The organism is Serratia sp. PGPR-27 (assembly GCF_022678525.1).
Classification (GTDB): Bacteria; Pseudomonadota; Gammaproteobacteria; order Enterobacterales; family Enterobacteriaceae; genus Serratia; species Serratia nematodiphila.
Window position 1 is genome coordinate 38,346 of record NZ_JALBYS010000007.1, and the last position, 20,814, is coordinate 59,159.

Sequence of the window (20,814 nt, forward strand, 5' to 3'; positions counted from 1 at the left end):
GCCTGCCGAGGCGGGCCACCTCACCTTCCTGTTGACCTTCAATGGCCCATTCAGCGTTCCGCACGCAGCAGCAAGGAGACGATGAACGCGCCCCCCAGCCCCGCCGTAATGATGCCGATGGGCAGCTCCTGATTGGGGATCAGGCTGCGGCTGAGCATGTCGCCGCCGGTCAGCAGCATCGCCCCCAGCAGGCCGCACATCGGCACGGACAAGCGGTGGCGCACGCCCACCAGGCGCCGTGCCAGATAAGGCACCATCAGCCCGACAAAACCGATCACGCCCGTCAGCGAAACGAGAAACGCCGTGGACAGTGCGCAGCACAGAAAGGTCTCGGTGCGCAGGCGCGCGACGTTGACCCCCATCGAATGGGCGGTGTGCTCGCCCGCCAGCAGCGCGTCCAGCGCCCGCCAACGCAGCGCCGTAAACCCGGCCAGCAGCACGAAACTCGCCAACGGAATGAACAGATTATCCCAACGCGCCAGCCCCAGCCCGCCCAGCGACCAGAACAACACCGAGCCGGCCGCCCGCTGATCGCCGGAAAACACCAGGTAGCTGGTGAGCGCGCTGAACAAAAACGAGACCGCCAGGCCGCAGACGATCAGCTGCTCGGCGCGCCTGACCCGGCTGACGCGAAACAGGATCATCACCGCCATCGCGGACAAAATGCCGCCGGCGAAAGCGGACAGCGGCAACGTCAGCGCGCCCAGCGCATCGCCGAAGCGCGTTATGACCAGCACCGCGCCGGCGGAGGCGCCGGAGGAGAGCCCAAACAGAAAAGGATCGGCCAGCTCATTGCGGGTGGTAGTCTGCAGTAACGCGCCGGTCATCGCCAGCCCGGCGCCGGTCAACGCCGCCAACAGGGCTCTGGGCATTCGCAGTTGCACGACGATGGTATCCAGCATGCCGGAGAGGGGCGCCGAACCGAGCCCTAACGCCGCCAACGCCTGCCGCCATGACAGCGCAACGCTGCCCAGCTGCAGGCTCCAGACCATTAATCCGCACAACGTCAACAGCACCAGCGGCGCGAGCAGCATAAATCGCCGGGTCGGCGAGTTCATTCAGCCTCCGGCGCGTACAGCGCCCGCGCCAGCTTTTCCACCGCGCCGATGTTGGCCGGCCCCGGCGTCAGCTCCGCATACTGCAGTTTCAGATAACGGTGGTGCCGTACCGCGGGGGTCAATTTCATCAACGGGTGAGACTCGAGGAAGCGCCGCAGCGCATCGGCCCCCGAACCGGTCTGGTAATCCAGCAGAATAATGAAGTCGGGCTCGGCCGCCGCCACCGCCTCCCAGGACGCCGTCGTCCAGCTCGCCGGCAAATCGTCCATCACGTTGCGGCCGCCCGCCGCTTCGATGATCGCCGTCGGCATGGCGTAATTGCCGCTGGTAAAAGGCTTCTCCTCCCCCGAGTCATAGACGAACACCTTGAGCGGCGTCTGACCCGCCGGTCTGACTGGCAGCGCGGCCAACCGGCGCCGCCAGCCTTCAACCAACGCGGCGGCCTCTTGCGGCTTGCCGAAAATCTTGCCGAGCTTCAGCTCATCGTCATACAGCAGGTTCATATCGGCCTTCTGCGGCCGCCCGCCGGCCTGCACGCAGCTCTCGCTCAACACCAGCGTTTTGATGCCGAACGGGGCGAGCTTCTCCGGCGTGACGTCGCCGCCGATCTTCATACCGTAATTCCAGCCGGCGAAGAAGAAATCCGGCTGCGCCGCCAGCAACGTTTCCAAAGCGGGATATTTCGGCGCCAGTTCGGGAATGGCGCCCATCGCCGCCTTGAAGTCGGGCGTCAGTTTGTACCAGCCGGTGATGCCGGTCAGCCCGACAATGCGATCCTGCAGATGGAGCGCAAAGGCCATCTCGGCCATGTTGATGTCGTTGATGACGGCGCGTTGAGGCGCCTGGTTGAAGGTGATCGGCGAACCGCAGCTGTCTACGGTGACGGGAAATTTTTCGGCCGCCGCCGCCCCACCGGCCAGCAGCAGGAGCAGGAGCAGGGGGAATACGCGTGTGTTCATATTTCTCTCTGGTTTATCAAGCGCAATGGGGAACGTCAAAAATACGCAGCGTTTTCCCGCTGACGGGGTGCGCCACCTTGAAACTGTTCATGCCGAACACCGGCAAAATCACCGGGGTCTGCAACACCGCCTCGGGCGTACCACAGGCTACCTGGCGGCTTTCGTTGAGCACCAGGATCCGATCGGCAAACGCCTCCGCCACGGGCAAATCGTGCAGCACCGCAATCACGGCGATATCTTTATTTTTCACTAACGACAGCAGCGCCGAGCGCCCGGGCGGATCGAGATGATTGGTCGGTTCATCCAGCAACAACAGCTCGGGAGACTGCGCCAACGCCCGGGCCAGTGCGGCGCGCTGGCGCTGGCCGCCCGAGAGCCGCCCCAACGGGTGGCGCCTGAGCGGCGCCAGCCCGGTTTCCCCGATGGCCTCGTCAACGATGCGCCTTCCCGTCGCAGAGCGTTCGCCATGCGGTAAACGGCCCAACGCCACGTAATCCTCAACCGACAGCCGCAAATCCGGCAGATCGTTTTGCGCCAGAAAGGCGATGCTTCTGGCGCGCTCCGCCGCCGGCCACGCGGACAAGGCGCGCCCTCGCCAGTAAATGCCGCCGCTGTCCGGCCGCGTTTCGCCGATCAGGGTGCGCAACAGGCTGGACTTGCCGCTGCCGTTGGGGCCGATCACCGCCAGCTTCTCACCGGCGCGGAGCGCGAAATGGATGTTGTCGAGTATCAATTCCCCGCCGTGGCCGGTCAGGCTAACTCCATCAACATGGAGGATGTCGTGAGCTGAATTCATCATGCATGAATTGTTATATTATAACATATCAGTGTTTTTACCACGATTGCTCGCCTTCTGCAAAAGCGAATCGCAAACTCTTCTGCCGCACGCGCTGCGTGAAGCAAGGCAGAGGGCAAGCCGCGCCCTGCGTCAAAACGGCGTGATTAAAGCAACATAGCACACCTTTTTATTAATGATAATGATTTTCATTATCATTAATATCTCTGTGATTTCCGATTGCACGCCCCGCTGAACTTGGTTATGTTTGAGGCGACTGGTTTCATTCACGGTTTTCAGGAACTCACATGACCTACCTGGCGCACAGCACAGATCCGACAAACGCGACCGTTCCGGCCGTCGTTTTGCTGTGTGCTTCCTCCGCCCCACCCGCCGTTTCTTCTGTCGTTTCTGCGGTTGCCGCTTACCCGCCACGCCTTGTGGTTGTGCGTTAAGCCAAACCGATTTTTTACCTCCGGCTTAGTGATCTGTTGCGTTCATGCGTAGACCGCCGCGCGCGCCGGAGCCTGTAATTTTCACGACAGGTGAAATTGATATGCGATTACCTTCTCTCTGGGCCAATGCCGGCCTGGCTACGCTGTTCGTCCTGCTCTGGAGCAGCGGCGCGATCTTCTCCCGTTGGGGATTGGAGCACGCCTCCGCCTTCGCTTTTCTGTTCTTCCGCTGCGCCATCGCGCTGGCGGTGCTGTTGGCCATCGGCCTGTGGCGGCGCCAGTGCCTGCCCGCCCCCGGCACCCGCCGGCGCGTCGCGCTGATCGGCGTGTTGATGATCGGCAGCTATCAGATCTGCTATCTGCTGGCGTTGGAACAGGGCATTACGCCCGGCGTGCTGGCCACATTGCTCGGCGTACAGCCGATCCTCACCCAGTTCATCACCGAACGGCGCTGCACCGGGCTGCGCGCATTCGGGCTGGCGCTGGCGATGGCCGGGCTGACGCTGGTGGTGTACCAAAGCCTGATGGTGGCTCATTTCTCGCCGAGCGGCATGCTGTTCGCCTTTATCGCATTGGGGAGCATGACCGCCGGCACCCTGCTGCAAAAGGGCATGACGCAGCCGCCGCTGGCGGTCTTGCCGCTGCAGTATGCCATCGGGCTATTGATGTGTACGCTGGCGCTGCCGTTTGAGCCGCTGCGGGTCGACTGGCGGCCTGAGTTCGTGCTGCCGCTGCTGTGGATGGCGGTGGTGATCTCGGTGCTGGCGACGTTCTTGCTGTATCGCCTGATCCAGCGCGGCAACCTGGTGCAGGTCACCAGCCTGTTCTATCTGATCCCGGCGGTGACCGCCCTGCTGGATTATCTGCTGCTCGGCCACGCGCTGGCCGCGCTGAGCCTGTTGGGGATGGCGGGCATCGTGCTCGGCGTGATGCTGGTTTTCCGCCGCGCATAAAAGCAAAAGCCCCCGCGCCGTTCCACCGGCGCGGGGGCGACAACAACAGCCGTTAACTCAGAATAACCAGGAACCGTACCCCCACAGCAGCACCGTCCCCCCAAGCAGCAGCTCGAGCAACAGAATGCCGATAGCGAAGGTCGAGCTGGAGAAGATGAACCCTTCCTTACTGTCGATATTCAGGAAGTGCGGGATCCCCAGATTCAGCAGATAGCCCGAATAGCACAGGCCGATAATGCCGACAAACAGACACAGCCAGACGACCGGATAAAGCGCCACTACCCCGCTGAGGAACATCGGGGTCGCCACGTAGCCGGCGAACACCATGCAGCGGTGCAGGCTGGGGCGCGATTCATAACGCCGCGCCATCCAGTGAATGACTTTCCCCATGGCCGCTACGCCCGCCAGCATCAGCAGGTAGAACGCCACGGCGGTATAAAGCGCGGTAAACATGTCGAGCCTGATGGCATGTCCCTCGCCGGAGAGCCAGCCCAACTGGGTGGTGCCGATAAAGGCGCAGACCACCGGGATGGCTGCCAAGAGCAACACGTGATGGGTGTATAGGTGCGAGACGCTTTCATTCTCGCTTTTGATCTGTTCGAACTCGGCGCTGGGATGCGCCAGAAGTCCCCAAACATGACTGACCATGAGACACCTCCAATCTCGCCGTAGGCCGCGATCGGCGAACGAATTTCACACCTCTGACGGACTGCTACCCGTGCGAGGATTGCGGCCACGGGGCTCTCTCCCCTGTACTAATTATAGTCTTTCGGCGAAAAAACGTGCGGAAAGCGCAACGCCGCGGCGCTTTGTCTTATACTCCCACCATGAAAACCAGGCTGTGAGGAAGGTCATGTCATCCGTTATCACCACCCGCCAGGCGGGGATCGTCGACGTCGAAGCCGGGCGCAACGTTACCGTGATCGAACCCTGCAATCTGTACGGTTGCCGGCTCGGTGACGATGTCTTCGTCGGCCCGTTCGTCGAGATCCAGCGCCACGTCAGCATCGGCGCGCGCAGTAAAATTCAGTCGCACAGCTTTATCTGCGAATACGTCACCCTCGGCGAAGCGTGCTTTGTCGGCCATGGCGTCACCTTCGCCAACGATCTGTTCAAAGACGGCGCGCCCAATGCCGATCCGGCCAGCTGGGGGCGCACCTGCATCGGCGATCGGGTGTCCATCGGCTCCGGCGCCACGATCCTGGCGGTGGAGATCTGCAGCGACGCGGTGATCGGCGCCGGGGCGGTCGTGACCCGCGACATCACCCGCAAGGGGATCTACGCCGGCAACCCGGCGCGCCTGCTGCGGGAGCTGCCGTAATGATCCCGGCCATCCGCATCGTGGCCATTGAGGCGCTGCCCGATGATTACCTGACGCGCGGCGATTTCGGCTTTACCATCGCCTGTTACGCCCTGCCGCAGTTCGACAGCCCGGTCGACAGCTGGCCAACCCGCCCGGTGGCGCCGTTTCGCAAACGCTATCCCCTGGCGCCGTTCGCCAACGAAGACAGCGTGACCTTCCTGGCTTATCGCCAGGACGACGCCGTTGGCCACATCACGCTGAGCAAAAACTGGAACGGCTACACCCTGATCGACGAGATCGCGGTCAGCGCTGACGCGCGCCGTCAGGGCATCGCCGGGGCGCTGCTGGACTGCGCCAAACAGTGGGCGCGGCAGCAGGAAACCTCAGGTATGATGCTCGAAACGCAGAACAACAATCTGGCGGCCTGCCGCTGCTACCAGCATTACGGGTTTATTCTCGGCGGCATCGATCGTTTGCTGTACCGCGCCGAGCCGGAGATCGCCGATCACGAAATCGCGCTGTTCTGGTATTTGCCGTTCAATAGCGAAATCGGTTACTGATTTATCGATTGCCATTGAGGCTATGTTTACTTTTTAACCCCTACCATCGGATGAGAACTGTTATCACTTACTCTGATAAACCAGCGACACCCAGGGAGGGCCGTATGAACAAGAACAAGGCTGTTTTACTGATGTTAGCTATCGCCATGAGCGGATGCGCCGATCGCCCCACCGCCGTCACCCCCGCAACGCCGCCGACCGACGCCGCCGTTTCGCCGCCGAACCTGCAACCGCAGATAGACGCCAGCACCCGCAGCAAGCTGCGTGAGATCCTCGCGCTGCGCGCCGGTTGGCCCGCCGCGCAGCCGCATGGCCGCACCGTCGATTTGATTTCGCGTGAATTCCTCGGCACGCCCTACCTCGCCAACCGCCTGATCGGCTCGCAGAGCACGCCCGAGCAACTGGTGATCGACTTCCGCGGGCTGGATTGCTTCACCTACATCGATTATGTGGAAGCGCTCAGCACCGCCCGCAGCGAGACCGAGTTCGTTCAGCGTCTGGTAGACATTCGCTACGTCGACGGCAAAATCGCCTTCCCGCAGCGCAAACACTTCTTCACCGACTGGGCGCAGCGGCCGAAAAAAGTGGCCGAAGACATCACCGCCCAGCTCAGCCCACACGCCGTCACCCTCGTGAAAAACCTCAACCAGAAGGCGGACGGCAGCAGCTACCTGCCCGGTTTGCCCAACGTACAGCGCAGCGTGACCTACATTCCCAGCGACCGCGTCGACGACAAGGTGCTGGCCCAACTGCGCACCGGCGACTACATCGGCATTTACACCAACCTCGCCGGGCTGGACGTGACCCACACCGGCATCTTCGTGATGACCGACAACGGCCCGGTGCTGCGCAACGCCTCTTCGCGCAAAGCCAACATGCGGGTGGTCGATTCGCCCTTTATGGATTACGTGATGGCTACGCCGGGCATCGTCGTGCTGCGTTCGCTCAGCCGATAACTCCCCGCTGCATAACGGCTATAAGCTATAGCCGTTTATGCTGAACGAGCGTTTGACTTCATCGGCGGTTCAGGCTTAGCTGTAAGAACAAAAACCAACTGATTTTATTGTTCTTTTCAGGGAGAGTTCGATGACCTTACGCTGGCGTATCACCCCTCTGGCGGCGGCCTTCGCCGCCGTATTGGCGCTACAGGGCTGCGATCAAAAAACCGACCAAAACCATATCAAAGTCGGCGTCATCAACGGCGCGGAACAGGACGTGGCGGAAGTCGCCAGGCAGGTGGCGAAAGAGAAATACGGGCTGGACGTCGAGCTGGTCGGCTTCAGCGGCTCGCTGCTGCCGAACGACGCCACCGACAAGGGCGAACTGGACGCCAATGTGTTCCAACACCGCCCATTCCTCGAACAGCAAAACAAAGATCACGGCTATAAGCTGGTGGCGGTCGGCAATACCTTCGTCTTCCCGATGGCCGGCTACTCCAAAAAGATAAAATCGCTGAAAGAGCTGCCGGACGGCGCGGTGATCGCCATCCCGCTCGATCCGACCAACCTGGGGCGCGCCCTGCTGCTGCTGGAAAAAACCGGGCTGATTAGCCTGAAGCCTGGTAAGGGGCTGCTGCCTACCGCCCTGGACATCAGCGCCAACCCGCATCGTTATCAGATCATGGAGCTGGAAGGCGCGCAGCTGCCGCACGTGCTGGACGATCCGAAAGTCACCGTCGCCGTCATCAGCACCACCTACATCAACCAGACCGGCCTGTCGCCGACCAAAGACGGCATCTTCATCGAGGATAAAGACTCGCCGTACACCAACATCATCGTCACCCGCGAAGACAACAAGGACGCGCCGAACGTGCAGAACTTCATCAAGGCCTATGAGTCGGATGAAGTGGCCAAAGCCGCCGAAAAAATCTTCAACGGCGGCGCGGTGAAAGGCTGGTAAATTCGGCCACCATCAAGGCGGATTCTGCGTACGAATCCGCAATATTTCACTTTCATTCCCCGTTTCCTTAGCCACACCTTTCTCTAAAAGCAAAACGCCCGCATGCTCATTCCTCCATAACACGGATTGTTCACAACAAAGGAGTGTCTCGATGCCGATCAAATTTGCCCCCAAGGTCGGGGAAATTCTTGAGTGCAACTATGGCAACTATCCCCTATCAGTCTGCCAACCGCATGAAGCCGGCTTTTATGATGGCCACATTCCACCAGAAATGGTGAAGAACCGTTTAGTTGTTGTGTTAAACGGCAAAATTAACGGCAATGCCTGCATTATCGTACCGCTGTCGACCACCAGAGATTCGAACAAGATCGAACGGGGATTGCACATCGAAATTACGCGTGAACTCATCGAAGATATGAGATTCTTTCATCCGCAAACCCGCTGGGCAAAGGGCGATCTGGTGCAGCAAGTCAGCCGCCAACGGCTGAACAGAGCCCGTAAAGAGAGAGGCTTTCTTACCCAGTGTCTGTCGCGCGAGCTTGTTGCTGACATACAACGCGCCGTCATTAAGTCGATCAATGCCAAAAATATGCTGTTCTGACCAGTACGCTGTTGTTGACAAAACAGACAAATCAGGTGAAATTGTCGCCGTAGCCGATAAAGGCCCTTATGCTATACCCTCCCTTTCAGGGACCTGCGAAGCCCAGCCATCCAGCTGGGCTTTTGCCTATCAAGCGCCCACCGATTTTTAAAACGTCATCTTTTCTTCCCGCTCTTGACCCTTACGTGGCGTCAGGCTTTAGTATCCTGGCACGCACAAGGGAGGAGCTACATATGTTATTGAAAGTCGGCGAACTGGCGCGCCGTTCCGGCATTACCGTTCGCACACTGCATCACTACGACAGCATTGGCTTGCTGGTCCCTTCTGCGCGTTCCGACGCCGGTTATCGTTTATACAACCGGGCTGACATCACCCGCTTGCACCACATCCAGGCGCTGCGCCGGATGGGCGTTTCGCTGGCGGAAGTCGGGGCAATTCTGGCGCGTTCAGGGCTGGCGCTTCCGGCGGTGATTGAGCAGCAGATCGCCATGTTGGACCAGCAGTTGGCACAGATCGCCGCATTGCGCGGCCGGCTGCAATACATGCATGCCCAACTCTCCGCCGGGCACGAACCAGAACTGAACGACTGGCTAACTACGTTGGAGTTAATGACCATGTACGATAAATACTTTACCGCCGATGAGCTGGCGCAACTGCCGTTCTACCAGGCCGATCCCACCCGCAATCAGGAATGGGCTGCATTGGTGAGCAGCGTGGGACAACTGATGGCGGAAGGCGTCGAACCTCAGGCGCCACAGGCACAGGCGCTGGCGCGCCGCTGGATGCTGATGCTGGAGCGCGACACCGCCGGCAACCCGGCCTTTCTCACCCGGCTGAACGCCATGCACGCCGACGAACCGTCGATGCGCGAACAGACCGGCATTACACCGACGATGACGGACTACATCACCCGCGCCTTTGCCGAAACCAAGCTGGCTGTCTATCAAAAATACCTGTCGGCGGAAGAGTACGCCTATGTGCGTCAACACTATTTCACCCGCCTGCAGGAGTGGCCGGCTCTGATCGCTCAATTCCATCAAGCGATGAACGACGGCATACCGTCCGATTCGCCGGAGGCAGTGCGATTGGCGGCCAGTTGGCTGGCGCTGTTCCAATCCTATGCAGGCACCAACCCGGCGACGCAAATGAAGATCCGCGAAGCGATGGAACGGGAACCCTCGCTGACCGAGGGCACCTGGCTGACTCCGCCGCTGCTGGCCTATCTGCGCCAGGCCGTGACCCGGCTGATGCGCGGTTGACGACCCCATAGGGTTTTCTTATCTCACCATAAGAAAACCCGATTTACCCCGGCGGCAAGCGGCGCGCATAATGGCGTTTATCCACTGATTTTCAAGGTAAACAGACCCGCCATGACGCTCTCCGCTCCCGTACTCAGCCTCCTTGACGCCACACCGGACGATATGGCCGCCGTGCAGCGTATTTACACCCACCACGTGCTGCACGGAGCCGCCTCGTTTGAAGAACAACCGCCGACGCTGGCGGAAATGCAGCTGCGGCTGGCCAAGGTGCAAGCAGCCGGGCTGCCCTGGCTGGTGGCGAAAAGTGAAGGCCGTATTGTGGGCTACTGCTATGCCACGCCGTATCGCCCCCGGCCGGCTTACCGCTTTACCGTGGAAGACTCGGTGTACATCGCCGAAGGGCAGCAGGGCAAAGGCGTCGGCAAGGCGCTGCTGAGCGCACTGATCGCCCGCTGCGAGCAAGGCCCCTGGCGCCAGATGCTGGCGATCGTCGGTGATTCCGCCGCCAACCGCGGCTCGCTGGCGCTGCACCAGTCGCTCGGCTTTACCAGCGTCGGGACGTTAAAGGCCGTGGGATTCAAGCTGGGGAAATGGCGCGACACCCACATCATGCAGCGCGCGCTGGGCGCGGGCGACAATCAGCATCCTTGAAGGCATGGCGACGCACGATAGGGAGTTAGCGTCTATAGTGAAGAGTGATTTCATTGAGTTAGCGCCAATCGCACGCCACCTTTAACCGGTAAGGGAGAATCAAATGAAAATTATTCTGTGGATAGTCGCCATCATCTTTATCGTGGGTTTGTTGACGATTACCGGCGTTCTCAAACTGATCTTTTAATGCGCTTAATACGTCCCGCCCCTTCCGGGGCGAGACTTTTCATCATGCCTTGAAACGCGCGCGTACCGCCCCCAGCGCCGATACCACCGCCAGCACCACGCCGCCGGCCACCAGCCCGAACGCCACGTTCAGCAGGGCCGGAACCACACCCTGCAAAAGATGGCCAAACGTCGGCACCACGGTGGTGTACGAGGCCCAATCTTCGAACAGGTGATGCACCGGCGGCAGACCGTGGGTCAGAATACCGCCGCCGACCATAAACATGGCGACAGTGCCGACGATCGACAGCGTTTTCATCAGATAAGGCGCGGCGCGCACGATGCCGCTGCCGATGGCGCGCGCCAACGCGCTGCCTTTGCGGCTCAGGTACAGCCCCAGATCGTCCAGCCTGACGATGCCGGCGACAATGCCGTACACACCGAGCGTCATCACGACGGCGATGCCGCACAAGACGATCACCTGCTGGCTGAAGGTGGCGCCGGCGACCGTGCCCAAGGTGATGGCGATAATCTCGGCGGACAGCACAAAATCGGTGCGTATCGCCCCTTTCACCTTGCGCTTCTCATAGGCTGCGGCATCCTCATTGGCGCCGGGCCCGTCCGATTTTTCCTCCTGTGCCGCCTTGCCGTGGCTCAGGCTGTGAAACACCTTTTCGAACCCTTCGTAACACAGGTAGGCGCCGCCCACCATCAGCAGCGGCGTAATCGCCCAGGGCGCGAAGGCGCTGATCAAGAGCGCCAACGGCACCAGGATCGCCTTGTTGATCAGCGAGCCTTTAGCGACGCTCCACACCACCGGCAGCTCGCGGTCGGCTTTAACGCCGGTGACCTGCTGCGCGTTGAGCGCCAGATCGTCCCCCAACACCCCGGCGGTTTTTTTCGCCGCCATCTTGCTCATTAAAGAGACATCGTCCAGCAATGAGGCGATGTCGTCGATAAGGGTAAGTAAACTACTTCCTGCCAAAATGATTCATCCTTTTCATATTCACGGGCCATTCTATGTTTAGCATAGCGGTAAAGCGTCATAAAAGGATATGGGAGGATCTCGGAAAACGCCGGGTGGACGTTAAGCCCCCTCGCCCGCCAGCCCCTCATCGGATCCGATAGCGGACACACGCGAGATATGTTGAAGGACAAGGCGATGGGCATCAAAGACGCACGATAAATGCGTACTCCCCTCAAGCAAACCAAATGCCACATGCACGCTGCCATGCTGTTCAACGAAACGCTGCATCGCTTGCGCATTGAACAACTCGTCCTGCGCGGCCGCCAGCAGCAAAGTCGGTAATCGCAGCGCCGCCAGTTGCTTGGCCGGGGCGCGAGGCGTCAAGGCGTTAGCCATATTAACGCTGTATTGGCAGATAAAATCGGGGGAGGCGGCCAGTACGGCCGGGGGAAAATTCAGGCTGACCGCCCGAGATTGCCCGAACCATCGCCCACCGCTGAGCGCATTGGCCACAAAGGGCCATTGGCGCACCTGAGCAAAACGGGCCGCCGCCGCCAGATCGCGGGCCATCCCGGAAAATGGCCCCAGCTCCGGCGCCAGCAGGATCAGGCTATCCGCCTGCTGCTCGCAAGGATAGCGGGTCAGGTAGTTGAGCAACATCCCGGCGCCGCTCGAATGGCCCAGCAGGTGCCTGCGCGCCAACGGAAACCGGCGGCGCATTTCCGCCAGGATGACATCGACATCGCGCCAAATACGCTCAGGCCGCTCAACCGTCCCCCGCTCTCCCGTGGAATCGCCATGTCCGCGAATATCGACCAGGCACACCGCGAGCGTTGGCTCGGCCGCCAACTGGCGCGCCAGGACGTCATACCCGGCGGCGCTGTTAACCCCGCCGCCGTGATACACCACCATCACGTCTGCACTCGCGGCAGTTTGCCGATACAGGAGATAGCTCAATCCCTCAACGCGACCGGACGACATCTCCACGTGCCCGCCCGGCCACTCGCCGTAAGACTTCGCTTGCTCAACATAGCGGTCAAAATCAATCAAAGCGCACCTTTCCATGAATGTTGTCGGTATTGCCCACGGCAGAATTCCCTGCCACCACGGGGGTAAGCATATGAAACAACCGCAGGCGCTACCATCCCTTTTGCACGCCCTTGGCGTCAGGGCAGATCCCCCGCCGGCACATTGAGCTGCCAGGAGAGGCCGAAACGATCGTTCAGCCAACCGAACCGGGCGCTGAAGCCGTAGTCATCGAGCGGCATCAGCACCTTGCCGCCCTCCGCCAGCCGGTGGAACGCCCGCTCCAACGCTTCTTCGTTAGGCAGGTTGATGAACAGCGACACCGCCGGGGTGAAGCTGAAGTCATGGCTGATCGGGCTGTCGATGAACACCAGGTTCTGCCGGTCGAAATCGATGGACGCATGCTTGATCAACCGCCGGCCGTCCGGCGTCGGATCGTAATGCTGCACCTGCATGAGCCGAAAACGCTCGAACACCTGGCTGTAAAGGTCGATCGCCCGCTGCGCCTCTCCCTGGAACATGACAAAGGTCGAAACCTGACTCATAACATCCCCTCCGACAATCGTTGTGGTATTAATGGAGGATAGCGGATTACCGTTGAAGCGGCGGAAAGGAGCAATCATGAGCATCATTCATCGCCTGGCGCAGCCGGACGATCTCAACGGCCTGTTAGCCTTGTATCGCGAGCTGCGCCCGCAGGACGCGCCGCTGCGCGCCGACGACGCGCGCCGCGCCCTGCAACGCCTGCTGGACGATCCGGCGATCCGCCTGGTGGTAGCGGCGGACGAGGAACAGCCGATCGCCACCTGCATGCTGGCGCTGATCCCGGGGCTGGCGCACCAGGCGCAGCCGTTCGGCGTCATCGAACACGTGGTGACGGCGGAGCCCTACCGCGGCCACGGCGTAGCGCTCGCCATGATTGAATACGCGCTGCAGCTGGCCTGGCGTAAAGGCTGTTACAAGGTGATGCTGCTGTCGGGGCAGCAACGCACCGGCGCGCACCAGCTTTATCTCAAAGCGGGTTTCGACGGCGATCGCGAGCGGGGATTTGTCATCAGACGGCCCGAGGGCCGATAGCGGCCCGCCGCAAACGGGCGGACCGCCAGGCGGGTTATTCGCTGTCGTTCTTCGCCAGACGGGCGTCTTTTTGGCGGCGATAGTCACGCGCGGCGGCCGGGATCGGCGTCACCTTGCCGGTTTCAATCCAACTGCGCAGACGGTTGGCGTCGGCGAAGTGGGTATATTTGCCAAAAGCGTCCAGCACCACCAGCGACACCGAGCGGTTGCCGATCATGGTGCGCATCGCCAGGCAGTGGCCCGCCTGGTTGGTGAAGCCGGTCTTGGTCAGCTGAATGTTCCATTTCGGGTTGTACACCAGGTGGTTGGTGTTGCGGAACGGCAGCGTGTAGTTGGGAGCCTTGAAGCTGGCCATGCGCTCAGTGGTGGTGCTGAGCTGGCCGATCAACGGATATTGCTTGGTGGCGATCAGCAGTTTGGTCAGATCGCGCGCCGTCGACACGTTATGAATAGAGAGCCCGGTCGGTTCGACGTAATGGGTGTTGGTCATACCCAGCGCCCTGGCCTTGGCGTTCATCGCTTTGATGAAGGCGTTGTAGCCGCCCGGATAGTGGTGCGCCAGGCTGGCGGCCGCACGGTTTTCCGACGACATCAGCGCCAGCAGCAGCATATCCTTGCGGCTGATTTCGCTGTTCAGCCGCACCCGTGAATACACCCCTTTCATCTCCGGCGTCTGGTGGATGTCCACCGACAGCATCTCGTCGAGCGGCAGGTGCGCGTCCAACGTGACCATGGCGGTCATCAGCTTGGTGATCGAGGCGATCGGCACCACTTCATCCGGGTTGCGCGCGTACATCACCTTATGGGTTTGCATATCGACGACCATCGCGCTGCCGGAGGCCAGCTCAGGCTGGGTGGCGTGCAGGGCGGCAGCGTTGTCGCTGGCCAGCGCGCGCGGCGCAAAGCCTGCGCCCGCCTGCAAAGCGAGCAGGGTCAGAACCAAAACACGTATTTTCACAGGCATTACTCTGAAATGGGGGCTTGAACTCAGCGAATTATATGTGAGGGTTCAGCGCTTGGCACTGGGATTATAGGGCGGATTTGTGACAAATTCTGTCGGCCGAAAATCGGCACAGCCCGCGGGCGCTCTGGGATGAACGCCCGCGTAGAAAAAGTTACAGCGCCGGCTGCCAGGCCGACTGCGGCAACAGGTACAACCCCGGCGTTTGCCGCGCCCCTGCACCGACGATATGGCCGATGCCGGCAGCCATCACCGCCAGCGTGACGTCGAAGGCGTTGAGGCTGTCGCCGTAGCCGGCGGTCAGGTTGAACATCGAGCCGTTGGCCAGCAAATAAACCGTCTTCTCATTGAGTTGGTAAGCGTTCACATAAGGCATCGGCTCGTGGTGCTGCAGGCCCTTGAGGAAGCCGACGTCGATCTCTTCCGCCACGTGGCCGACGTTGAGGATAAATACGCCGTCCTGCGCCTGCTGCAGATGCTGCGCCGAAAGCACGTTTTTCGCGCCGGTCGCGGTGGCGATCACGTCCGCCTGCGCGGCCCCGCTCGCCAGATCCACCACCTGCCAGCCGTCATAACGCGCCTGCAGCGCACGCGCCGGATCGATTTCCGCCACCATCACCTGGCCGCCGTAGGCCCTGGCCGCGGCCGCCGTCCCCTGCCCGACCAGGCCGTAGCCAATCACCAGCACGCGCTTTTCATGCAGCGTCAAATGGGTGGTCTGGAAGAAGGTGTGCCAGGCGGTCAGCCCAACCATATGCCGATTGTGCAGCCCTTCTTTCACCGGCAGATCGTCCCAGTTGAAGATCGGGTAGCGCGGCGCCACGCCGTTTAACCGATTGATGCCCGATCCGGTGGCCTCCAGCCCGGCGACGATCTGCGGGCCGTTCGGCGATTGGTGCAAACGGGTGGTCAAATCCGCTCCCATTTCGCACAGGTGGGTCGGCTGCCAGGCCAACGCGCGATCGAAAGATTCCGACCATTCGCCGGCGCTCATGTCACGCCAGGCATAGGCCTGCGCGCCCCGCCGTTCCAGCCAGGCCACCACGTCGTCCTGCACCGTAGTGGGATTGCAGGTGGTCAGAAAGATCGCCGCGCCCTTGTCCAGCAGGCCGGCCACCAGCGGCGCCATTTTCAGATCCAGGTGCATATTGCACGCCAGCCGCACCCCGTGCAGGTCCGGCAACGCCGCCACCGCCGCCCGGGTGCGCGGCATATGACGCATCGCCCAGCTCAATTCACTGTCAAAATCCTGATACATCCGTTGCTCCTCTGGTGTACCCCGCCGCCAGGCGTGGCAAAAAAGTTATCCCGCGCGACCGAGCCGGCGGATCGCCTGCGGCGACAGGCCAAATACGCGGATAAACGCCCGCCTCATGCGTTCCGGATCGCTGAACCCCACCGAGCGGGCGATCGCTTCCAGCGGCTCGGCGCTCTCTTCGATGCGCACCCTGGCCGCCTCTACCCGCAATTGCTCGACCACCTTGGCCGGCGTCTGCCCGGTTTCAGCGCGGAACAGCCGGCCGAATTGCCGCTCGCTCAGGCAGGCGGCGTCGGCCAGATCCGCCACCGACAGCGGCTGGTGCAAATGTTCACGCGCGTACGACAGCGCGGCGCGCATGCGATCCGACGGCGGGTTCAACGCCAGCAGCAGCGAGTACTGCGACTGCCCGCCGGGGCGGCGGTGATAGACCACCAGCTGCCGCGCCACGGCCGCCGCCAGGGTGGCGCCCAGATCGTCCTCGATCAGCGCCAGCGCCAGATCGATGCCGGCGCTGATGCCCGCCGAGGTCCAGATATCGCCGTCGCGGATGAAAATGCGGTTGCTGTCGACGCGGATACGCGGATAACTCTGCTGCAACCGCGCCGCATGATACCAGTGAGTGGTGGCGCGTTTGCCGTCCAGCAGCCCGCAGGCCGCCAGAATAAACGCCCCGGTGCATACGCTGGCGATACGCCGCGCTCGTCGGCTTTGGTTGGCCAGGAACGCCACCAGCGCCGGTGACTGCGCCGCCATCACGTTGCCGCTGCCGCCGGCCACTACCAACGTATCGAAACGCTCGTCGCCGCACGGCTGCGTGGCGATTTCCACCCCGGCCGAGCTGGCGACCATACCGCCCTGCGGCGAGATCGCCACGCAGCGGTAGGCCGGCGGGTCAGTGAACTGGTTGACGTTATCGAACGCCGCCAGCGGGCCGGCAAAGTCCAGCAGGTTGAAACCGGGAAAAACCACAAAACCGATCGTTTTCATGATGGCGCTTTTTGAGGGTTATCTGTCATATCAGCCAAATGCAGGGCGGCTATTATGGCTCAGGTCCAACGATAAAAATGAGGCGAATGTCATGTCTGAACCACTCGTGATTGTATTTCCCATCTATCAAGGCGTCACCCAGCTCGATTTCACTGGCCCACTGCAGTTTCTGCGCCGCATGCCGGGCGCGGAAATCATCGTCGCTTCAGTAGACGGCGCGGATGTCGAGTCGGAAGGCTTGCACTTCACCCAGCTGCGCCCGCTGCCGGAGATCGCACGCTGCGATGTGCTGTGCGTGCCGGGCGGCAGCGGCTGCACCCAGGCGCTGCAGGATAAAGCATTCATGCAGCAAATCCGGCGGCTGGGCGCCGATGCCCGCTATCTGACTTCGGTATGCACCGGTTCGCTGATCCTGGCCGCCGCCGGCCTGCTGCCGGGCAAACGCGCCGCCTGCCACTGGTCGATGCGCGACAGCCTGAAGCTGTTCGGCGCCATACCCAGCGCTGCACGCGTAGAGCGTGACGGCAACGTGATCAGCGGCGGCGGCGTTACCGCCGGCATCGATTTCGCGCTGGCGCTGATCGCCGAACTGCACGGCGAAGACACTGCCCAAACGATCCAACTCTATCTGGAATACGCCCCGGCCCCGCCGTTCACCGGCGGCACGCCGGAACTGGCCCCGCCGCACATTTACGCCAGGGTACAGGCACAAATGGCGGAAAGTCTGGCGCAGCGCAGAGCGTTGGTGGCCCAGATCGCCCAAGGCTAGCGATCGGGCGTATACTTGCCCTTATGCGTCAGCCACATAAGGAGTAAGGAATGACCGATTTGGCCCACTACATTACGGACTATGGCTACTGGGCGTTGTTTATCGGCTGCCTGGCTGAGGGGGAAACCATCACGCTGCTGGGCGGCATCGCCGCCCATGAAGGGCTGCTGCACTGGCCGTGGGTGATCGCAGTAGTGGCGCTGGGCGGCACGCTGGGGGATCAGTTGCTGTACTTCGCCGGCCGCCGGTTCGAAGGCAAAGTCATCTCGCGGCTCAAGGGGCAGGAAAAGCGCATCGCGCGCGCCAGAAGGCTGATCGCCCGCCACCCGATGCTGTTCGTTATCGGGGTGCGCTTTATGTACGGTTTCCGCATCATCGGCCCGGTGCTGATCGGCGCCAGCCGCCTGCCGCCGTCGCGCTTCGTGCCGCTGAACATCCTCGGCGCCATTCTCTGGGCGACGATCTTCGTCATGCTCGGTTATTTTGGCGGCCAGGCGATCGAACGCTTCGTTACCGGCTTCGACAAAAAGCTCTCCAGCCTGCTGTTTGTCGCGCTGGCGATCGCCGCTATCCTGCTGGTGCGTTTCTGGTGGCGTAAACGCCACCCGGAGTGAAACTCAGCGACTAAGGATCAGTTTGATGCCCAACAGCGCCAGCACGCCGCCGCTCAGGCGATCGAACCAGGCCTTGAAGCGCAGATAAATCCGGCGCGGACGCGGCGAAGAGAGCACGAAGGCGACAAAGGCGTACCACGCCACATCGACCGCCAGCGCGATCAAGGGCAGCGCCACATACATCCACGGCGCGATCGCGTGGCTGAGCAACGCGGCGAACACGCTGGCAAAGACGATGGCCGTATTCGGGTTGCCCAATTGAGTCAGCAGACCGGTGGTGAAGGCTTTACGCCCTCCCAGCGGCTGCCCGCCCACTCCATCCACGTTCAGCGGCCGGTTGGCGCCGCGCAACATGTTGAACGCCAGATAGATAAGATAGGCGCCGCCCAACAGCTTCAACGTCCCGTAAAGCCACGGCAGCGCCAGCAACAGCGACTGCAGCCCAAGCAGGGCCAACAGTGCAAAGACAAAGCATCCGACGCCCATTCCCAGCGCGACCGCCATGCCGTCGCCACGTGAGGAAGCCACCGCCGTACGCGCCACCAGAATAAAGCTCTGCCCCGGGCTCATCGCCCCCAGCGCAATCGCGCCGGTAATGCTTATTATTGACAGCGCCGTCTCGCTCAACATGCCCACTCTCCCGTTGTCATTTTTTATTCAAACTAGCGCAGAGGTGAAAACAAAAGCAATAACGGTGCGTCAAGATCCCTGCGGCGCCGCGCGCATCAGCTCGACCAGTTCGCGCGCCGCTTTGTCCAACGGGCGATTCTTAAGCCAGATCAAATGCATCGGCAAGCGCAGCTCGTTCTTGGTGTTTTTGAACTTCAGCCGCACCAACCGCCCCTGCGCCAGCAGCGGCTCGGCCAACGACAGCGGGAAGTTGCCCCAGCCCAGGCCCGCTTCCACCATGTTCAGCGCCATCGGCAGGCTGTCGGTGCGCCAGTAAGCCTCCGCCACCTGCGGACGCAGATCGCCGATCGGCAGATCGCGGCTGGCCACCATGATCTGCCGCACGTTGACCAGATCCTCGAGAAACAGCTCGCCCGCCGCACCGTCCAGCGCCGGGTGCTGCGGTGACAGCATCGCCACCAGCGACTCCGCGCCGACGAAGTGGAACTGTTCCGCGCTGTTGACGTTCAGCCCGCCGAACGCCAGACAAACGCCGATGCGCCCCTCGTGCAGCATGTGCAACACGTCGTCCTGCGGCGCGCTGAGCACTTCGATGTTCAGCAGCGGATAACGCTGCGACAGCGTTTTCACCGCCGCCAGCAGGCTGGCGCCGTTGATATCCGACGCCACGCCGATCGAAAGCCGACTCTCCAGCCCCTGGGACAGTTCGATGGCGTGCACCTGCAGCTGCTTGAGCTGCCCGGCGATCAGGCGGGCGTGCGGCGCCAGAGCCAGCGCCAGCGCAGTCGGCGTCGGTTCACGGTGAGAACGGTCGAACAAGGCAAAACCGAGCTCCGCCTCCATGTTGGCGATGGCCATGCTGACAGCGGAGGGCACGCGCCGCAGCGCGCGGGCGGCGGCGGAAAACGAGCCGCGATCGAGCACCGCCAAAAACAGTTCGATGTTGTCGCTGGAAAAATTCATTGTTCACCTGTCAGATTAACTGACAACTCCTGACTTTTTCTATCAATGTGATTGACGTTATCTTAGCCGCCGTCGCCACAGAGGCAACTAAAAACAGATCGGGAGAAAACGATGCAAGGCGTCAAACGCAAACTGGTGTATGTCACCGCTTATGAAATCATCGGCATGGCGATCTCGGCGCTGGGGTTGGCGCTGCTGTCGGGTCATGCGCCGAGCAGCACCGGGCCGCTGGCAGTGGTGATCACCACCATCGCGGTCAGCTGGAACTTTATTTACAACTATTTATTCGAGTGGTGGGAAAGCCGCCAGGTGTCGCGCACCCGCACGCTCAAACGCCGCATTTTGCACGCCGTCGGCTTTCAGCTGACGCTGGTAGTGTATCTGATCCCGCTGATCGCCTGGTGGATGGGCATCACGCTGTGGCAGGCGCTGCTGCTGGATATGGCGCTGATCGTCATCATTCCTTGCTACACCTTCCTGTTTAACTGGGCGTTCGACAAGCTGTTCGGCCTGCCCGCATCGGCCCTGCCGGCCGGTGAATCGGCCTAAGACTCGTTACGCACCCACCGACCCGTTGCTTATCCCATTTTCTGCGCGGGTCGCCATTTCCTTCCTCTTATTTCTCGCCGCGAAATATAAGAACAACACCCTGTAATTTGCACGGTAATTATTATTTTGTGATTTTAATCACTTTTTATTCTTCGATATTTCCGTCTTGATAAAACATCACATCTTTTTGAATAATATATCCTTTTATATTTGGATTAAAAAATAAACACACTTGTTCACGTTTTATGCGCAGTATTTTTTGCCACCATTACGGAGAAAAGGTAGCATGCTTCGCCGTTATTTTAATGATGGCTGTATACACAATAAACAGCGGAATGATGCCACGACCTCATTCTCATAACGATTGGTCAT

The 20,814-nt window shown here is 61.1% G+C and carries 24 protein-coding genes; 12 read left to right on the forward strand and 12 right to left on the reverse strand.

Annotation, left to right across the window (positions count from 1 at the left end; genetic code table 11):
* Positions 1–50 precede the first annotated feature (50 nt).
* Genes MMS95_RS05830 through MMS95_RS05840 form a run of 3 tightly spaced genes read right to left on the reverse strand, consistent with a single transcriptional unit; the run spans position 51 to position 2,750 of the window.
* A complete protein-coding gene (locus MMS95_RS05830; RefSeq protein WP_242141470.1) occupies positions 51–1,058 on the reverse strand; it encodes an iron ABC transporter permease in 1,008 nt (335 codons plus the stop codon).
* Positions 1,055–2,017: an ABC transporter substrate-binding protein gene (locus MMS95_RS05835; protein ID WP_033633831.1), complete on the reverse strand. Its 963-nt coding sequence runs from the start codon at positions 2,015–2,017 to the stop codon at positions 1,055–1,057. The genes MMS95_RS05830 and MMS95_RS05835 overlap by 4 nt, the downstream gene beginning before the upstream one ends.
* Positions 2,018–2,033: 16 nt before the next feature.
* Complete coding sequence (locus tag MMS95_RS05840; RefSeq protein WP_060558876.1) at positions 2,034–2,750, reverse strand: ABC transporter ATP-binding protein; 717 nt, start codon at positions 2,748–2,750, stop codon at positions 2,034–2,036.
* Positions 2,751–3,348: 598 nt separating this feature from the next.
* Here MMS95_RS05840 and MMS95_RS05845 point away from each other — a divergent pair.
* The gene (locus MMS95_RS05845; RefSeq protein WP_015377055.1) at positions 3,349–4,200 is read left to right on the forward strand and encodes a DMT family transporter; all 852 of its coding nucleotides are present in this window, start codon (positions 3,349–3,351) and stop codon (positions 4,198–4,200) included.
* 57 nt (positions 4,201–4,257) lie between these two features.
* On the opposite strand, the gene MMS95_RS05850 is transcribed toward MMS95_RS05845, so the two are convergent.
* A complete protein-coding gene (locus MMS95_RS05850; RefSeq protein WP_242141471.1) occupies positions 4,258–4,848 on the reverse strand; it encodes a Yip1 family protein in 591 nt (196 codons plus the stop codon).
* 205 nt (positions 4,849–5,053) lie between these two features.
* On the opposite strand from MMS95_RS05850, the gene MMS95_RS05855 reads away from it, so the two are divergent.
* The 7 genes from MMS95_RS05855 (at position 5,054) to MMS95_RS05885 (ending at position 10,473) form a co-directional block, all read left to right on the forward strand.
* Entirely contained in the window at positions 5,054–5,521 is a 468-nt protein-coding gene (locus MMS95_RS05855; RefSeq protein WP_004939644.1) for an acyltransferase, read from the forward strand.
* A complete protein-coding gene (locus MMS95_RS05860; protein ID WP_242141472.1) occupies positions 5,521–6,063 on the forward strand; it encodes a GNAT family N-acetyltransferase in 543 nt (180 codons plus the stop codon). The genes MMS95_RS05855 and MMS95_RS05860 overlap by 1 nt, the downstream gene beginning before the upstream one ends.
* Positions 6,064–6,167: 104 nt before the next feature.
* Complete coding sequence (locus MMS95_RS05865) at positions 6,168–7,019, forward strand: DUF1460 domain-containing protein (protein WP_075685294.1); 852 nt, start codon at positions 6,168–6,170, stop codon at positions 7,017–7,019.
* Between the two features lie 130 nt (positions 7,020–7,149).
* The gene (locus MMS95_RS05870) at positions 7,150–7,962 is read left to right on the forward strand and encodes a MetQ/NlpA family lipoprotein (RefSeq protein ID WP_015377051.1); all 813 of its coding nucleotides are present in this window, start codon (positions 7,150–7,152) and stop codon (positions 7,960–7,962) included.
* A 151-nt stretch (positions 7,963–8,113) separates the two neighbouring features.
* Positions 8,114–8,563 (forward strand): type II toxin-antitoxin system PemK/MazF family toxin, encoded by a 450-nt coding sequence (locus tag MMS95_RS05875; RefSeq protein WP_004939660.1) that lies wholly within the window; start codon positions 8,114–8,116, stop codon positions 8,561–8,563.
* A 233-nt stretch (positions 8,564–8,796) separates the two neighbouring features.
* Positions 8,797–9,822: a MerR family transcriptional regulator gene (locus tag MMS95_RS05880; RefSeq protein ID WP_015377050.1), complete on the forward strand. Its 1,026-nt coding sequence runs from the start codon at positions 8,797–8,799 to the stop codon at positions 9,820–9,822.
* A 111-nt stretch (positions 9,823–9,933) separates the two neighbouring features.
* On the forward strand, positions 9,934–10,473 hold the full coding sequence (locus MMS95_RS05885) for a GNAT family N-acetyltransferase (RefSeq protein WP_242141473.1): 540 nt from the start codon (positions 9,934–9,936) through the stop codon (positions 10,471–10,473).
* Between the two features lie 229 nt (positions 10,474–10,702).
* Here the strand turns inward: MMS95_RS05885 and MMS95_RS05890 are convergent, their stop codons facing one another.
* The 3 genes from MMS95_RS05890 to MMS95_RS05900 all read right to left on the reverse strand — a co-directional run bounded on the left by MMS95_RS05890 (position 10,703) and on the right by MMS95_RS05900 (position 13,176).
* Complete coding sequence (locus MMS95_RS05890) at positions 10,703–11,623, reverse strand: DUF808 domain-containing protein (protein ID WP_004939666.1); 921 nt, start codon at positions 11,621–11,623, stop codon at positions 10,703–10,705.
* Positions 11,624–11,725: 102 nt separating this feature from the next.
* Positions 11,726–12,655 carry an alpha/beta fold hydrolase gene (locus tag MMS95_RS05895; protein ID WP_242141474.1) on the reverse strand — a complete coding sequence of 310 codons (930 nt, stop codon included), beginning with the start codon at positions 12,653–12,655 and terminating at the stop codon, positions 11,726–11,728.
* A 116-nt stretch (positions 12,656–12,771) separates the two neighbouring features.
* Positions 12,772–13,176 carry a VOC family protein gene (locus tag MMS95_RS05900; RefSeq protein WP_015377047.1) on the reverse strand — a complete coding sequence of 135 codons (405 nt, stop codon included), beginning with the start codon at positions 13,174–13,176 and terminating at the stop codon, positions 12,772–12,774.
* 76 nt (positions 13,177–13,252) lie between these two features.
* Between MMS95_RS05900 and MMS95_RS05905 the strand changes: the two genes are divergently transcribed.
* The gene (locus MMS95_RS05905) at positions 13,253–13,708 is read left to right on the forward strand and encodes a GNAT family N-acetyltransferase (RefSeq protein ID WP_004939676.1); all 456 of its coding nucleotides are present in this window, start codon (positions 13,253–13,255) and stop codon (positions 13,706–13,708) included.
* Positions 13,709–13,742: 34 nt separating this feature from the next.
* On the opposite strand, the gene pbpG is transcribed toward MMS95_RS05905, so the two are convergent.
* The 3 genes from pbpG to MMS95_RS05920 all read right to left on the reverse strand — a co-directional run bounded on the left by pbpG (position 13,743) and on the right by MMS95_RS05920 (position 16,917).
* Positions 13,743–14,672 (reverse strand): D-alanyl-D-alanine endopeptidase, encoded by a 930-nt coding sequence (gene pbpG, locus MMS95_RS05910; RefSeq protein WP_242141475.1) that lies wholly within the window; start codon positions 14,670–14,672, stop codon positions 13,743–13,745.
* A 151-nt stretch (positions 14,673–14,823) separates the two neighbouring features.
* Positions 14,824–15,927, reverse strand: coding sequence for an adenosylhomocysteinase (locus tag MMS95_RS05915; RefSeq protein WP_242141476.1), 1,104 nt, complete (start codon positions 15,925–15,927; stop codon positions 14,824–14,826).
* Between the two features lie 45 nt (positions 15,928–15,972).
* Positions 15,973–16,917, reverse strand: coding sequence for a GlxA family transcriptional regulator (locus MMS95_RS05920; protein WP_242141477.1), 945 nt, complete (start codon positions 16,915–16,917; stop codon positions 15,973–15,975).
* Between the two features lie 91 nt (positions 16,918–17,008).
* On the opposite strand from MMS95_RS05920, the gene MMS95_RS05925 reads away from it, so the two are divergent.
* Complete coding sequence (locus MMS95_RS05925; RefSeq protein WP_021503986.1) at positions 17,009–17,686, forward strand: DJ-1/PfpI family protein; 678 nt, start codon at positions 17,009–17,011, stop codon at positions 17,684–17,686.
* Positions 17,687–17,736: 50 nt separating this feature from the next.
* The gene (locus MMS95_RS05930) at positions 17,737–18,300 is read left to right on the forward strand and encodes a DedA family protein (protein WP_242141478.1); all 564 of its coding nucleotides are present in this window, start codon (positions 17,737–17,739) and stop codon (positions 18,298–18,300) included.
* Between the two features lie 3 nt (positions 18,301–18,303).
* On the opposite strand, the gene MMS95_RS05935 is transcribed toward MMS95_RS05930, so the two are convergent.
* A complete protein-coding gene (locus MMS95_RS05935; RefSeq protein ID WP_242141479.1) occupies positions 18,304–18,930 on the reverse strand; it encodes a LysE family translocator in 627 nt (208 codons plus the stop codon).
* Between the two features lie 69 nt (positions 18,931–18,999).
* On the reverse strand, positions 19,000–19,893 hold the full coding sequence (locus MMS95_RS05940) for a LysR family transcriptional regulator (protein ID WP_242141480.1): 894 nt from the start codon (positions 19,891–19,893) through the stop codon (positions 19,000–19,002).
* 111 nt (positions 19,894–20,004) lie between these two features.
* Here MMS95_RS05940 and MMS95_RS05945 point away from each other — a divergent pair, with 111 nt between their 5' ends.
* Positions 20,005–20,442 (forward strand): PACE efflux transporter, encoded by a 438-nt coding sequence (locus MMS95_RS05945; protein WP_004939694.1) that lies wholly within the window; start codon positions 20,005–20,007, stop codon positions 20,440–20,442.
* The last annotated feature ends 372 nt before the right edge of the window (positions 20,443–20,814 follow it).

Coding starts and splice junctions, on each gene's coding strand:
- MMS95_RS05830 (WP_242141470.1), bottom strand. CDS start 1,058: ATGAACTCGCCGACCCGGCGATTTATGCTGCTCGCGCCGCTGGTGCTG.
- MMS95_RS05835 (WP_033633831.1), bottom strand. CDS start 2,017: ATGAACACACGCGTATTCCCCCTGCTCCTGCTCCTGCTGCTGGCCGGT.
- MMS95_RS05845 (WP_015377055.1), top strand. CDS start 3,349: ATGCGATTACCTTCTCTCTGGGCCAATGCCGGCCTGGCTACGCTGTTC.
- MMS95_RS05850 (WP_242141471.1), bottom strand. CDS start 4,848: ATGGTCAGTCATGTTTGGGGACTTCTGGCGCATCCCAGCGCCGAGTTC.
- MMS95_RS05855 (WP_004939644.1), top strand. CDS start 5,054: ATGTCATCCGTTATCACCACCCGCCAGGCGGGGATCGTCGACGTCGAA.
- MMS95_RS05860 (WP_242141472.1), top strand. CDS start 5,521: ATGATCCCGGCCATCCGCATCGTGGCCATTGAGGCGCTGCCCGATGAT.
- MMS95_RS05865 (WP_075685294.1), top strand. CDS start 6,168: ATGAACAAGAACAAGGCTGTTTTACTGATGTTAGCTATCGCCATGAGC.
- MMS95_RS05870 (WP_015377051.1), top strand. CDS start 7,150: ATGACCTTACGCTGGCGTATCACCCCTCTGGCGGCGGCCTTCGCCGCC.
- MMS95_RS05875 (WP_004939660.1), top strand. CDS start 8,114: ATGCCGATCAAATTTGCCCCCAAGGTCGGGGAAATTCTTGAGTGCAAC.
- MMS95_RS05880 (WP_015377050.1), top strand. CDS start 8,797: ATGTTATTGAAAGTCGGCGAACTGGCGCGCCGTTCCGGCATTACCGTT.
- MMS95_RS05885 (WP_242141473.1), top strand. CDS start 9,934: ATGACGCTCTCCGCTCCCGTACTCAGCCTCCTTGACGCCACACCGGAC.
- MMS95_RS05900 (WP_015377047.1), bottom strand. CDS start 13,176: ATGAGTCAGGTTTCGACCTTTGTCATGTTCCAGGGAGAGGCGCAGCGG.
- MMS95_RS05905 (WP_004939676.1), top strand. CDS start 13,253: ATGAGCATCATTCATCGCCTGGCGCAGCCGGACGATCTCAACGGCCTG.
- pbpG (WP_242141475.1), bottom strand. CDS start 14,672: ATGCCTGTGAAAATACGTGTTTTGGTTCTGACCCTGCTCGCTTTGCAG.
- MMS95_RS05915 (WP_242141476.1), bottom strand. CDS start 15,927: ATGTATCAGGATTTTGACAGTGAATTGAGCTGGGCGATGCGTCATATG.
- MMS95_RS05920 (WP_242141477.1), bottom strand. CDS start 16,917: ATGAAAACGATCGGTTTTGTGGTTTTTCCCGGTTTCAACCTGCTGGAC.
- MMS95_RS05925 (WP_021503986.1), top strand. CDS start 17,009: ATGTCTGAACCACTCGTGATTGTATTTCCCATCTATCAAGGCGTCACC.
- MMS95_RS05930 (WP_242141478.1), top strand. CDS start 17,737: ATGACCGATTTGGCCCACTACATTACGGACTATGGCTACTGGGCGTTG.
- MMS95_RS05935 (WP_242141479.1), bottom strand. CDS start 18,930: ATGTTGAGCGAGACGGCGCTGTCAATAATAAGCATTACCGGCGCGATT.
- MMS95_RS05940 (WP_242141480.1), bottom strand. CDS start 19,893: ATGAATTTTTCCAGCGACAACATCGAACTGTTTTTGGCGGTGCTCGAT.
- MMS95_RS05945 (WP_004939694.1), top strand. CDS start 20,005: ATGCAAGGCGTCAAACGCAAACTGGTGTATGTCACCGCTTATGAAATC.